This window comes from Streptomyces sp. NPDC017676 (assembly GCF_044329325.1).
Taxonomy (GTDB): Bacteria; Actinomycetota; Actinomycetes; order Streptomycetales; family Streptomycetaceae; genus Streptomyces.
In genome coordinates, this window is sequence record NZ_JBIRJA010000016.1 from 1 (window position 1) to 12,968 (window position 12,968).

Annotated in this window: 9 protein-coding genes; 5 read left to right on the forward strand and 4 right to left on the reverse strand. The window is 72.8% G+C overall.

The annotated features are described in order from the left end of the window. From ACH4LD_RS30510 to ACH4LD_RS30530, 5 genes are all read left to right on the forward strand, one after another. Positions 1-435: RlpA-like double-psi beta-barrel domain-containing protein (locus ACH4LD_RS30510; protein ID WP_398057562.1), on the forward strand; the 435-nt coding region annotated here is incomplete at its 5' end. A gap of 154 nt (positions 436-589) precedes the next feature. Beyond that, complete coding sequence (locus ACH4LD_RS30515; protein WP_398057576.1) at positions 590-1,678, forward strand: lectin; 1,089 nt, start codon at positions 590-592, stop codon at positions 1,676-1,678. Positions 1,679-1,949: 271 nt separating this feature from the next. Beyond that, entirely contained in the window at positions 1,950-4,271 is a 2,322-nt protein-coding gene (locus tag ACH4LD_RS30520; RefSeq protein ID WP_398057561.1) for a glycosyl hydrolase family 95 catalytic domain-containing protein, read from the forward strand. A 250-nt stretch (positions 4,272-4,521) separates the two neighbouring features. Next, a complete protein-coding gene (locus tag ACH4LD_RS30525; RefSeq protein WP_398057560.1) occupies positions 4,522-6,447 on the forward strand; it encodes a glycoside hydrolase family 97 catalytic domain-containing protein in 1,926 nt (641 codons plus the stop codon). A gap of 136 nt (positions 6,448-6,583) precedes the next feature. Then, on the forward strand, positions 6,584-8,509 hold the full coding sequence (locus tag ACH4LD_RS30530) for a cellulase family glycosylhydrolase (RefSeq protein ID WP_398057559.1): 1,926 nt from the start codon (positions 6,584-6,586) through the stop codon (positions 8,507-8,509). Positions 8,510-8,598: 89 nt separating this feature from the next. Here the strand turns inward: ACH4LD_RS30530 and ACH4LD_RS30535 are convergent, their stop codons facing one another. From ACH4LD_RS30535 to ACH4LD_RS30550, 4 genes are all read right to left on the reverse strand, one after another. Then, positions 8,599-9,369 carry a cupin domain-containing protein gene (locus tag ACH4LD_RS30535; protein WP_398057558.1) on the reverse strand — a complete coding sequence of 257 codons (771 nt, stop codon included), beginning with the start codon at positions 9,367-9,369 and terminating at the stop codon, positions 8,599-8,601. Beyond that, the gene (locus ACH4LD_RS30540; RefSeq protein WP_398057557.1) at positions 9,363-10,292 is read right to left on the reverse strand and encodes a PmoA family protein; all 930 of its coding nucleotides are present in this window, start codon (positions 10,290-10,292) and stop codon (positions 9,363-9,365) included. Before ACH4LD_RS30540 ends, ACH4LD_RS30535 begins: the two co-directional genes overlap by 7 nt. Further along, complete coding sequence (locus ACH4LD_RS30545; protein ID WP_398057556.1) at positions 10,289-11,404, reverse strand: Gfo/Idh/MocA family protein; 1,116 nt, start codon at positions 11,402-11,404, stop codon at positions 10,289-10,291. The genes ACH4LD_RS30540 and ACH4LD_RS30545 overlap by 4 nt, the downstream gene beginning before the upstream one ends. Positions 11,405-11,800: 396 nt before the next feature. Beyond that, the gene (locus ACH4LD_RS30550) at positions 11,801-12,967 is read right to left on the reverse strand and encodes a MalY/PatB family protein (RefSeq protein WP_398057555.1); all 1,167 of its coding nucleotides are present in this window, start codon (positions 12,965-12,967) and stop codon (positions 11,801-11,803) included. Position 12,968: the final 1 nt, after the last annotated feature.

Sequence of the window (12,968 nt, forward strand, 5' to 3'; positions counted from 1 at the left end):
AAGTGCCTGGACGTCACCGACAACAACTCCGCCAACGGCACCCGGACACAGATCTGGAGCTGCACCGGCGCCGCCAACCAGAAGTGGAACGCGCCGGCCACGCAGCAGCCGGCCGAGCAGTGCTGGGCGACGCACTACGGGCCTCAGCCGCCCGGCGCCCTGACGGCCAGCGGCGAGGTCTTCGACAACACCGCCGACACGGCGGCGACCTCCCTCAGCCGTCAGCCGCAACTGCCGTTCGGCACCCGCGTCCAGGTGACCAACGTCGCCAACGGCCGTTCGCTGGTGGTCCGCATCAACGACAGGGGCACCTTCGTACAGACTCCACAGGAGCCCAAGTGCCTCGACCTCACCGACGGCGCGTTCAGCCGGCTCGGCGGAAGCCTGAACCCGGACGCCGGACACATAGTCGTCACCCAGACCGTCCTCAACTGACCCGGCGGGTCACCGAGTTGTCGGCCCACTTCCTGCCTGGGCTCCGCACGCCCGCATGTCCCCCCTCGCAGTACGCCCCGTGAACTGGAGCGCATCCCCCATGAATGTCCCGTACCTCAGACGGATACCCGTGAGACGCGTGCACCTCGGACGGATGCTGGCCGCCTCCGTCGCCGCCTGCCTCGCCGTGCTGTTCGCCGTCACCCCGGCCCGGGCCGCCGACGGACAGATCACCGGCCTCGCCGGCAAGTGCGTCGACGTGGCGGGCGCGAACAGCGCCAACGGCACCGCCGTCCAGCTCTACGACTGCAACGGCACGAACGCCCAGCGGTGGTCCAACCCCGGCGACGGCACCCTGCGGGCGCTCGGCAAGTGCCTGGACGTCGTCGACCGCAGCACGGCCGACGGAGCCGCCGTACAGCTGTGGGACTGCTCCGGCGGAGCCAACCAGCAGTGGGTGGTCACCGCCGCGCACGACATCGTCAACCCGGCCGCGAACAAGTGCCTGGACGTGCGGGACAACAACTCCGCCAACGGCACCCGCCTGCAGATCTGGAGCTGCACCGGCGGGGCGAACCAGAAGTGGAACGCGCCGGCGAGCGGCGGGGGCGGCACCACGCCGTCCGGGTTCGTCGTCTCCGAGGCCCAGTTCAACCAGATGTTCCCGAACCGGAACTCCTTCTACACGTACAGCGGCCTGACCGCCGCCCTCGGTGCCTACCCCGCATTCGCGAACTCCGGCAGCGACACGGTGAAGAAGCAGGAGGCCGCCGCCTTTCTCGCCAACGTCAGCCACGAGACCGGCGGCCTGGTGTACGTCGTCGAGCAGGACACCGCCAACTACCCCCACTACTGCGACCCGAACCAGCCGTACGGCTGCCCGGCGGGCCAGGCCGCCTACTACGGGCGCGGCCCCATCCAGCTCTCCTGGAACTTCAACTACAAGGCCGCCGGGGACGCGCTCCACATCGACCTGCTCAACAACCCCTGGCTGGTGCAGAACGACTCCGCCGTCGCCTGGAAGACCGGCCTGTGGTATTGGAACACCCAGTCCGGGCCCGGCACGATGACCCCGCACGACGCCATGGTCAACGGCGCCGGCTTCGGGCAGACCATCCGCAGCATCAACGGCTCCCTGGAGTGCGACGGCAAGAACCCCGCCCAGGTCCAGAGCCGCGTCGACGCCTACCAGAGGTTCACCCAGATCCTCGGCGTCAGCCCGGGTGGCAACCTGTACTGCTGACCGACCTCCAGCGCGCCCCTGGCGTAGGGCCGGCATGAACCGCGGCCCACGCGCCAGGGGCTTCTTCGTGGTGTCGCCGGGTTCCGGAAAACCTTTCGGACGCAACCCCTTTCACCTGCGACATCCTACCAATGACTGCACAGACATCCGATGTGTCACTCACAAACAGGCGGTTCGTTCACCGTCCAGACGATTGACAGGTACACGATGGATACCTAGGTTCGCCGATACACCCGATGTATCGACGATCCGTCAGGTCTGGAGGACGACGATGGCCTCACAGTCGGACAAGCGCTCACCGGTGGCCCGCAGATCCGTGCTCGGTACCGCGCTGGGCGGAGCCGCGGTGGCGGCACTGCCGGGGGCGGCGCACGCGGAGCAGGCGGGGTCGGGCGGGGACGCCGGCCCGGCGGGCGGCAGACGGCCGTGGCGGCTTCGTTCCGCCATGGCCGACGACAGCGCCTGGGAGACGTTCCTGCGCGGACAGGACCTGTTGTGGAGCCGGCTGCCCGCGCTCTGGTACGAGGGCCCGTTCCTGGGCGACGGGCTGCTCGGCAGCATGATCTACCGGGAGCCGGACGCCAACCAGATCCGGTTCACCGTCCAGCACGGCCGGGTCCAGGACCACCGGCCCGAGTTCGGCAGCGGCTGGGGCACGTGCCGGCTGCCGGTCGGACACCTCACCCTCGAACCGGTCGGCACCATCACCGCCGTGGACTGGCGGTTGAGCCTGTGGAACGCCGAGCTGACCGGCACCGTGACCACCACCGCGGGCACGCTCACCCTGGCCGCCCTCATCCACGACGAGGTCCTGGCCGTGCGCGTGACGGCGCGCGGCGGCGAGCGGGCCACCTGGACCTTCCACCCCGAGGAGGCCATCAGCCCCCGCAAGATCCAGGAGGCCCCGCCCGCCGGCTACACCGGCAACCCGCCCTGGACCACCCGGACCGCCGCCGACGGCACCGAGCAGGTGCTCCAGCCGCTCACCGGGGGCGGGCAGACCGCCACCGCCTACCGCCGCGCCGGCGATGAACTGCTGCTCAGCGTCGGCCACAGCTTCCCCTCCGGGACCGCCGCCGAGGCCGACTCGCTGCGCAACCTGCGGCGCGGGACGTCGTACGCGGCCCTCAGACGGCGGCACGTCCGCTGGTGGCACGCCTTCTACCGGAAGAGCTTCGTGTCCTTCCCCGACCAGCGGTTGCAGAGCTTCCACTGGATCCAGCTCTACAAGGTCGCCTCCGCCAGCCGCGCGGGCGGGCCCGTCATGGCCACCAGCGGACCCTGGCTGGAGCCGACCCCCTGGCCGGCGGTCTGGTGGAACCTCAACGTCCAGCTGGAGTACTGGCTCATCCACGGCTCCAACCACCTGGAACTCGACGCGCTCTCCAGCACGCTGCGGCAGAACCAGGAACAGCTCATCGCCAACGTGCCCACCGCCTACCGCAAGGACAGCTCCGGGATCGGCCGCAGCTCCGACATGTTCGCCAACCGCTCCGTGGGAGAGCCGGGCACCGGCGCCGAGACCGGCGACCTCACCTGGGCGCTGCACAACGTGTGGCTGTCCTACCGGCACACCATGGACAAGGCCCTGCTGCGGGACACGATCTACCCGGTGCTGCGCCGGGCGGTCAACTACTACCTGCACTTCCTCACCCCGGGCGGCGACGGCAAGCTCCACCTGCCGAGCACCCTCTCGCCGGAGTACCCCGTCGTGCCGCCGCAGGACACCAACTACGACCTCGCGCTGATCCGCTGGGGCTGCCGCACGCTGCTGGAGTCGGCCGAACTGCTCGGCGTCCAGGACGAGTCGGCGCCCCGCTGGCGGGACGTGCTGGCCCGGCTCACGCCGTACCCGGTCGACGACAACGGGTTCATGATCGGCGCCGACACCCCGTACGCGCAGTCCCACCGGCACTACTCGCACATGCTGATGGTGTACCCGCTGTACCTGGTCAACTGGGACCAGCCCGAGAACCGCGAGCTGATCAAGAAGTCGGTGACCCACTGGCACGCACTGACCGGCGCGCACCGGGGCTACAGCTACACCGGTGCCGCCTCGATCCACGCCATGACCGGTGACGGCGACACCGCGCTCGGCTACCTGCGGAAGTTCTTCGATCCCACGACCCGCTACCCGTGCCGGGCCAACACGCACTACACCGAGGCCGGCCCGGTGATCGAGACACCGCTGTCCGCCTCGCAGTCGCTGCACGACATGTTCTGCCAGAGCTGGGGCGGAGTGGTCCGCGTCTTCCCGGCCGTCCCCTCGGCCTGGGCGGATGTCACCCTGCACGACTTCCGCACGCAGGGCGCATTCCTGGTGAGCGCCGTCCGCGAGGCGGGCGCCACCCGGTTCATCCGGGTCAAGAGCCTGGCGGGCGAGCCGCTGAGGCTCCGGCACGGCCTGAGCGGAACCCTCACCGTGCTGCTGGACGACGGTTCCCCGGCGCACACCCGGGACCTCGGCGACGGCACCCTCGCCATCGACCTGCCCAAGGGCCGCGAGGTCCTGGTCCACTCCGGGTCCCGCCCCGACCTGGTGATCGCCCCGGTGGCCGTCAGCGAACCCGGTCCTGCCTGGGGACTGCCGTAACGGCCGTCCCCGATCGCGGCCCGGCCCCCACAGTGGCCGAGTGGCCGCACCTCACCACCGGTTCGGCCCGTTGGGCATCGCGCGCCCGCCCCCGTCCGCCTCGAAGGACACCGTGCGATCGCCGCCCACCGCCGATCCGGCCCACCGGACGCCGCGCGCGCCCCTCCCAGGCCCCGCTCCTCCCCGCAGGGCACCGCGCGGCCGTCCGTACCCGTCTCCCACCCCGACTCCTTCACCCGGGAGGGTACCCATGGCCGTTCCGATCAGGACCGCGGTCGCCGCGCTGTGCGCCGGGCTGGCGGCCTCACTTCTCAGCGGCGGGCCCGCACGGGCCGGCGCCGGCCAGGACACCGGCTCCGCCGCGCACGTCTGGACCGTGTCCGCGCCCGGACCCGGCGCGGCGGCACAGGCACCGCGTGCCCGCGTGTCCCTGGACGACACCACCGGCACCCTGGACCTGTCGGTGTCCCGCGGCGGGCGGACGGTCATCGAGCCGTCCCCCGTCGGCATCCGCACCGAACGGGCCGATCTCTCGCAGGGCCTGCGGTTCCTGCACCGCACGGACCGGCTGGTCGACGAGCGGTACCGGACGAAGTCCGGCAAGCGGCTCGACCGGCGGTCCCTGATGAACGAGACGCGGCTGTCGTTCGGCACCGCCGCGGGCGCCCGGTTCGACCTGGTCGTCCGTGCCGCCGCCGACGGCGTCGCCTACCGGTACGTGCTGCCCGGGGGACACGGCGACGTACTGGGCGAGACCTCCGCGTTCACCCTGCCGGCGGACGCACGCGCGTGGCTCAGCCCCTACCGGGTGGACAACGAGGGCCAGTTCGCCGAGTACTCCGCCGGGACCGCCCCCACCGGCTCGTACTCGGACCAGGCGCTGTTCGCGACCGACGGCGGCTACACACTGCTCGCCGAGTCGGGCCTGACCGGTGCCTACTCCGGTGCCCGGCTCGCGCACGACCGGGGCAGCGGCACGTACCGGGTAGCGCTCGCCGACGAGCGGATCCACGGCACCGGGGGCCCGCTCGCCACACCGTGGCGGGCGATGGTCACCGGCAGCCTCGCCACCGTCACGCGGTCCACGTTCACCGACGACCTCGCCCCCGCCTCCCGGGTCGCCGACCCCTCATGGATCCGGCCCGGCACCGTGCTGTGGACCTGGCTCGCCGGAGGACGCGCGGCCGGCCAGAGCCTCACGGCGCAGAAGGCGTACGTCGACTACGCCGCCGCACGGCACTGGCCGTACGAGGCCGTCGACGCGGGCTGGTACTTCAAGACCGACGAGTGGGACACCACCGACCCCGACTGGCAGACGAACAGCTGGCTGCCGCAACTCACCGAGTACGCGCGGGCCAAGGGCGTCGGGATCGTCGTCTGGATCCACCAGCGCGACCTGGACACGCCTGAGGAACGCGCCCAGTGGCTGCCCACGCTGGAGCGGTGGGGCGTCAAGGGCGTCAAGATCGACTTCATGAACGCGGAGTCGCAGTCCACGCTCCAGTGGTACGACGCCATCCTCAAGGAGACGGCCGAACACCACCTCATGGTCGACTTCCACGGTTCCACGATCCCGAAGGGCATCCAGCGCACCTGGCCGCAGGTGATGACCATGGAGGGGGTCGGCGGTGAGGAGAAGCGCACCAACACGTCCGTCCACCTGACGACCCTGCCGTTCACCCGCAACGTCCTCGGCTCCATGGACTTCACGCCCGGCGGCTTCCAGCGCGTCGGCCAGCGCCCCAACTCCGACGCGGCCGAGGCCGGCCTCGCCGTCGCCTACGAGTCGGGGCTGCAGATGCTCGCGGGCAGCCCCGAGTCGTACGACGCCCGGCCGCTCGCCCGGGACTTCCTCGCACAACTGCCGGCCGCCTGGGACGACACGCGACTGCTCGCGGGCGCACCCGGGCAGGAGGCGGTCCTCGCCCGGCGCGGCGGCGACCGCTGGTTCCTCGGCGGGGTGTACGCCGGTCCCGCGCGCAGGGCCGAGGTGCCGCTGTCCCTCGGGGCCGGACGGTGGCTGGTCGAGACGATCCGGGACGGCGCCGACGGGCTGGTCCAGGACCGGCAGGTGGTGCGCGGCGGCGACACGCTCGGCGTCGATGTCGTCGCGGGCGGCGGTTTCGCCGGGATCGCCTGCCGCTGGCACCCGGGGGTCGCCACCTGCCACCGCTGAGGCCGCCGCGGGTCGGCCGTCGTAAGTATGGACCTCGGCGGTCCTTCCCGGCACGGTGGTGGGCACCGCGGCCGGGCGGTGAAGTCGACCGGCCACCGCCCGGCTCCCCCGCCTCCGACCCCCAAGGGCTGCCCTCATGCCGATGCCATCAGCCGCGCTGCGGCTCGCCGTCACCGCCGTGGGACTCCTCCTCACGGCCACCACCGGCGCCACCGCCACGGCCTCCGCCGCCGTGCCGCCGCGCACCGCGCCCGCCCGGGTCGCCGTCGACGAGCCGGACCAGGCCGCCTGGTCCGCGCCGTTGTCGACCCGGGGCCGGTACATCGTCGACGCGCGCGGCGACCGCTTCCGGCTCAAAGGCGCCAACTGGGACGGCGCCCAGGGCTCCTGGACCGGCAGCGGCAGCGCCGCGGACCCGGCCAACCACCACGCCGGACAGGACTCGCACGGCATTCCGCTCGGCCTCGACCGCGTACCCCTGCCCCGGCTGATGGCGGACTTCCATCAGTCGGGGATCAACACCGTCCGGCTGCCGTTCTCCAACGAGATGATCCACAGCACCGCGCCCGTGCCCGACGGCGCGGTCGCGGCCAACCCCGGACTGCGCGGCAGGACACCGCTGGAGGTCTACGACGCCGTGGTGGAGGCGCTCAGCGACAGCGGTTTCGCCGTCGTGCTCAACAACCACACCAACACCTCCCGGTGGTGCTGCGGCATCGACGGCAACGAGCGGTGGAACAGCGGGCAGTCCACCGCGCGGTGGGCGGACGACTGGGTGTTCATGGCCCGTCGCTACGCCTCCGTGCCGCGCGTGGTCGGCGCCGATCTGTACAACGAGGTGCGGCGTGACGTGCTGGACGACCCCAACTGGGGGCTGGGAGACGACCACGACTGGTACGGCGCGGCCCAGCTGGCCGCCGACCGCATCCTCACCGAGGCGAACCCGCGTCTCCTCATCGTGATCGAGGGCATCAACTGGACCGGCGTACCGGTGGACGGACTCCCCCACGGCCGGCCGGTCCTCGCCCCCGCGCGCACCCTCTCGCACACCCTTCTGGACGCCCGCAAACTGGTCTACTCCGCCCACTTCTACGGCTACACGGGCCCCCGTCACAGCGGGGCCACGGGCCTCGGTGAGACCCACGACGCCCGCTACCAGGACCTGTCCCGCGCCGAGTTGGCCGCGGCCCTGGACGACGAGGCGTTCTTCGTGGAGGAGACCGGACGGCACTACACCGCGCCCGTCTGGGTGAGCGAGTTCGGCATCGGGTCGGGTGAGACGGGCGCGGCGGCCCGCACCTGGTTCGACAACGTCACCGGCTACTTCGCGGACCATGACGCCGACTTCGCGTTCTGGCCGCTGGTCGGCTTCGAGGGCCACGACGACTGGGCACTGCTGCGCTACGACACCGCGGGGCACCGCTCCGGCGTCCTCGACCCCGGAGACTGGCGCGCCACGGCGTGGCAGCGTCTGATGTCCGCGCCGGGCACGACCGGCCCCGTGGCGTCCGTCCCGCTCTGGCGCATGCTCAGCACCGACCACGGAGACGCGGTGATGTCACCGCGGGTGCGCACCACGGGAGACTGGGATCCGGGAGCGTACAAGGCGGCCTGCCCCGACGGTACGAGGCTGGCCGGGCTGAGCCACACCGGCGGGCGTGGTCTGTGCACCGACGCCGGGGCGGGAGACCTGCGCGCCGCCGACGCCCGCCAGACGGTCGTCACCGACGAGCGGCACGTACCGGCCGGCGGGGACTGGGCGTCCGGGTACACCAAGTACCAGTGTCCCGCAGGGGAGTTCCTCATCGGCTACAGCCTGCGGGGAGAGCGTGTGTCAGCGGCGCTGTGCGTCCCGGCACGGACCGTACTGGCGGGCGCCGGGCGCACGGTGTGGTTCGACCGGTCCGACAACCGGCCCGCCGACGGCGCCGGCGGGGACTTCGCGTACGGCGCCTTCAAGGGCCAGTGCGCGGCGACCGAGTACGCCGCCGGGATCGCCTTCACCACCCGCGTGGGCAGCGGCCCCGGCCCCGCGGCCCTGCTGTGCCGGACGTCGTCCTGACCGCGACGAGCCTGCTGTGCGCCGGTGGCCACCATGCCCAGTCCCGGGCGGCACCTCGCCGACGGATCGGGTGCGTCGGAACCGGTCGGTCAGTCGGTGTCGTACGGCGGTGTCGTCCCCGGCAGCGCGTACTCGTCGCGGCGGCCGCACATCCCGAAGGCCGCGAGCCGGGTGGGTCCGGTCTCGTACGCGGCGGCCTCCCCGAGATGGGCGGGGTTCCCGGACTCCAGCGCGTCGAGGTGGGCGCCGGTGCGTTCGGCGGCGGCGAGGGCGCCCGCGCGCCACAGTGCGCGCCAGGCGGGTACCTTGGCGCGGACCAGGCGGGCGGCGGCGCGCTGGAAGTCCCGGTAGGGGACGTCGTCCCCGGCGACGAGGGCCTGGCGCAGCAGGAGGTAGCCCTCGACGGCGAGGTCCCTGCGGCGCCGGGCCGCCGCCTCCGTCCGCGGGCCGGTGCCCGGCGGCAGCGTGGCCGCCGCGGCGTATCGGTCGGGGTCGGCGAGGAGTGCGGGCGGGAAGGTGAAGACGGCGTCCCCGGCCTCGGGCAGGCCGCTGTTCTGCATCAGCACGGTGACGCGCAGGCCGGCGCCCTCCACCATGCGGTGCACGGTGCCCGGCGTGAACCAGGCGACCGAGCCCGGCCGCAGCGGGATGTCCCGGTGACCGTCGGGGGTGAGGGTCTGCACCGCGCCACGGCCGGCGGTGACGACGTACGCCTCGGTGCACACCAGGTGCAGGTGCGGGCTGCCGCCGCACACGCCGTCGGCGGACTCCCAGGGGTAGGGGCTGAGGTGGGACAGGCCGACGGCACCCGGCAGCGGGTGCGGCGGCGCGGGCCGTGCGGGCGAGGGGTCGTTCACCACGGCAGGTCCTCCAGACGGGCGGCGATCCGGTCGCGGTCCCAGGCCCCGTCGGCGATCAGCACCCGGTAGCGGTAGTCGAAGGACTCCCCCGGCTCCAGCGTGAACTGCTCGAAGAACGCCCAGGAGAAGGCGACCGTCGGGACGGGCTCGGCGCGCACGAACCAGTGGGACTCGTGGATCGCGGACGTTCCGTCCAGGTTCTCCGGGGCGTGCGCGAAGACCAGCGTGGAATGCCCGTCGATCTCGTCGTGCTCGGCGGTGAAGGCCAGCCAAGGTCCCTGAGTTCCCATGAGCTTCGCCGCGTCGGTGTCCCTCGTGCCGGGGGTGAGGACACGGCCGCCGGTGAAGTCGCGTGGCCCGCGCCACTGGAGGCCCGTGTATCCGGCCATCTCGCGGCCGGCCGTGGTCGGGGAGCCGAACACGAGTGGTTCGGTGCGGGTGTTGGTGAGCCGGATCGACCAGTCGAGCGCCCAGGCGCCGGCCGCCTCGTCCGCCGAGTGCACCTCGATCCGCCGTACCTCCTGGGCCCACTCCTGTCCGCCGTTCTCGATCCAGGTCAGCTCCTCGGTGAGCGCGAGCCGTTCGCCGTCGGCCGTGAGGGCCGAGAAGCCGTCGTGGCGCATGGAGCCGACGCGGTCGGGCAGCGCCAGGTAACCCTGGCCGTGGACATAGCTGTTGCCGCCCCAGAAGTTCTGCCCGGACAGGTGACTGGCCGTCATCTGGAGGCCCTTGTGCCAGCGGTGGTCACTCGGCCGGTACCCGGTCACGGTGCGGCCGGCCAGGGTGCGCACCGGATGAGCGTAGGGCTTGCGGGACTCGAAGGGATCCGGATCGGGGCGGTAGACGTAACGGAAGATCTCGACACCGTTCGCCGCCTCCACGGCGACATGCTCACCGTGGACGTGGCTGACGCGGATGCTCATGCGCGCTCCTTCGGGGCCCAGTCGGGGTGGCCGCCGTGCAGGGCCGTGTAATAGGGGTCGCCGGGGCCGATCTCGCCCGCCCGCACCGGCCGCCCGGTGAACGCGGCCTTGTACAGGGCGGCGGCGAAGTCCAGGGCGGCGCGGGCGTCCTCACCGCTGCCCGGGGGGCGAACGCCCCGGTCGTAGGCGTCGAGGAGCGCGCCGAGCTGGGCGGTGTGCGAGCTGGGCACGTCGCTCGCGGGGGTGCGCCAGGCGGCGGCGCGCTCGGGGTCGACGTGCGGGGCCGGAGTGTAGACCCAGTCGTCGTTGCCGTGCCCGTACAGATGGGTCAACTCCACGGTCGCGTCCGCGCAGTCGATGCGGATGCGGCTCACCTCGGCCGGGGAGAGCACACTGTTGACGACGGTGGCGAGCGCGCCGCCGCGGAAGCGGACCAGGGCCGTGGAGACGTCCTCGCTCTCGATGTCGTGGACCAGCCGGGCCGCCATGGCCCGTATCTCCTCCCACTCGCCGAGGAGGTGCAGCAGCAGGTCGTACTGGTGGATGCCGTGTCCCATCGTGGGCCCGCCGCCCTCCGTGGCCCAGCGGCCGCGCCACGGCAGGGCGTAGTACGCGGCGTCCCGGTGCCAGGTGGTCTGGCAGTGCGCCACCAGCGGGGCGCCCAGTTCGCCACGGGTGATGAGGTCACGGGCGTGTGCGGCGCCGGAGCCGTAGCGGTGCTGGAAGACGACCGCGGCATACGCGCCGGACGCCTCCTCGGCAGCCGTGATGTCGTCCAGTTCGGCCGGCGACAGGCACAGCGGCTTCTCGCACAGCACCCATGCGCCCGCCGTGAGCGCGGCCACGGTCTGCTCGCGGTGCAGCGCCGGCGGGGTGCCGATGAGCACGAGGTCCGGGCGTACGGCGTCCAGCATGGCCTCGGTCGAGGTGAAGCCGTCGACCCCCGCACCCGCGAGCCGGCGGAAGGCGTCCAGCCGGCCTTGGTCCACGTCGACGGCGGCGACCAGCTCGACCCGCTCGGCATGGGCTCTGAGCGCCGGCAGATGGCTGCCGGTGACGATGGCGCCGGTGCCGATCACGGCGACCCGGCGGCAGGGTGCGGGCAGGGACATGCGGCGCTCCTCGGAGATCGGCGGCACGGAGGCGGCAAAGGCCATGGAAAGCGCTTGCTGCCGTACGTGACGACCCTAGGGGTGGGGGACGGTCGGAACAACCCCGTGTCAGGGGGCCGGCCGACTCCACGACCGCTTGGCGTCGGCGGGCGGGCAACCCCCTTGTCAGGGGCGTCGGCTGACGCGACCGCCCGGACGGCGGGCGGACACCCCCCTGACAGGGGCCGTCGGCCGATACGACCGCCCGGACGGCGGGTGGACGGGCCCCCGCCCTGGGCACCCGCGGCTGACGGCTGCCCGGCCGGCGGCTGCCCGGCCGGCGGCTGCCCGGCCGGCGGCTGCCCGGCCGGCGGCTGCCCGGCCGGCGGAAACCCGGCCGGCGGAAACCCGGCGGCCTCAGGCGAGGGCGTTCCGGAGCCGGTGCAGGATCTCCCGCAGGATGCTTCGCGAGGTCCCGAAGTTGAGCCGTACGAAGCCCTCGCCCTCCGCTCCGAACGTGCGGCCGTCGTTGAGCAGGACGCGCGCCTTCTTCAGGAAGAAGGTCTGCGGATCGGTGTCCAGCTCCAGAGCGCGGCAGTCGAGCCAGGCGAGGAACGTCGCCTCCGGGACCCGGTAGTGCACGCCGGGGGGAAGGTCCTCGCGCACCGAGCGGGCGTTGCGGGCGAGGACCGGCATCAGTTCCGCCAGCCAGGCGTCCCCGCCCCGCCAGGCGGCCAGGGTGGCCGCGACACCGAAGGTGTTGGGTTCGCCGTACAGATGGGTGGGGTGCGCCAGCGCCTCGCGGACCCCGGCCGCGCCGGCGTGGGCGACGGCGCAGCGCAGTCCGGGCACGTTGAACGCCTTCGTGGCCGAGGTCAGGGTCACCGTGCGCGCGGCCACCTCGGCCGAGAGGGCGGCGAACGGGAGGTGCCGGTGCGGGGCGTGGACGAGGTCGGAGTGGATCTCGTCCGCGACGACCAGCAGACCGTGACGGAGGGCCAGGTGTGCCAGTGTCTCCAGTTCCTCGCGGCGCAGCACGCGTCCTGTCGGGTTGTGCGGGTTGACCACCAGCAGCACCCGGGCGGGCCGCTCCCGCAGTTCCCGGTCGAGCCGGTCGGCGTCGAACGTCCAGCTCTCGCCGTCCGGTGCGTACGGCAGCGGGTGGAGGCGCCGCCCCATGCTCGCGATCGTCTCCAGGAACGGCGGATAGGTCGGCGTGTGCACGACGACACCGTCGCCGGGCCGCGTGGCGACGTTCAGTACGGCCTGGAGGCCCTGGTTGATGTCGGTGAACTCCCTGACGTGGGCGGGGTCGAGCACCCAGCCGTGGCGTTCGCGCATCCGCTCGGCGAAGGCGGCCCGTAGGGGGTTGGGGACGGACCGGCCGTCCCAGGAGGGGTAACCGAGGTCGTCGTCCACGCACCGCGCCAGGGCCTCACGCACGGCGGGGGCCGGCGGGAAGTCCATCTCCGCGATCCACGCCGGGAGGACGTCCGGCTCGACGCGGCTCCACTTGGCTCCGGGCCGCCGGGACAGCGCGCGGACGTCCAGGTCGTCGAACATGGGGTGCCTCTCTGCCGCCATC

Bases quoted from the DNA above. Each gene is read 5' to 3' on its own strand.
- ACH4LD_RS30515 (WP_398057576.1), top strand. From the start codon at position 590: ATGCTGGCCGCCTCCGTCGCCGCCTGCCTCGCCGTGCTGTTCGCCGTC.
- ACH4LD_RS30520 (WP_398057561.1), top strand. From the start codon at position 1,950: ATGGCCTCACAGTCGGACAAGCGCTCACCGGTGGCCCGCAGATCCGTG.
- ACH4LD_RS30525 (WP_398057560.1), top strand. From the start codon at position 4,522: ATGGCCGTTCCGATCAGGACCGCGGTCGCCGCGCTGTGCGCCGGGCTG.
- ACH4LD_RS30530 (WP_398057559.1), top strand. From the start codon at position 6,584: ATGCCGATGCCATCAGCCGCGCTGCGGCTCGCCGTCACCGCCGTGGGA.
- ACH4LD_RS30540 (WP_398057557.1), bottom strand. From the start codon at position 10,292: ATGAGCATCCGCGTCAGCCACGTCCACGGTGAGCATGTCGCCGTGGAG.
- ACH4LD_RS30545 (WP_398057556.1), bottom strand. From the start codon at position 11,404: ATGTCCCTGCCCGCACCCTGCCGCCGGGTCGCCGTGATCGGCACCGGC.
- ACH4LD_RS30550 (WP_398057555.1), bottom strand. From the start codon at position 12,967: ATGGCGGCAGAGAGGCACCCCATGTTCGACGACCTGGACGTCCGCGCG.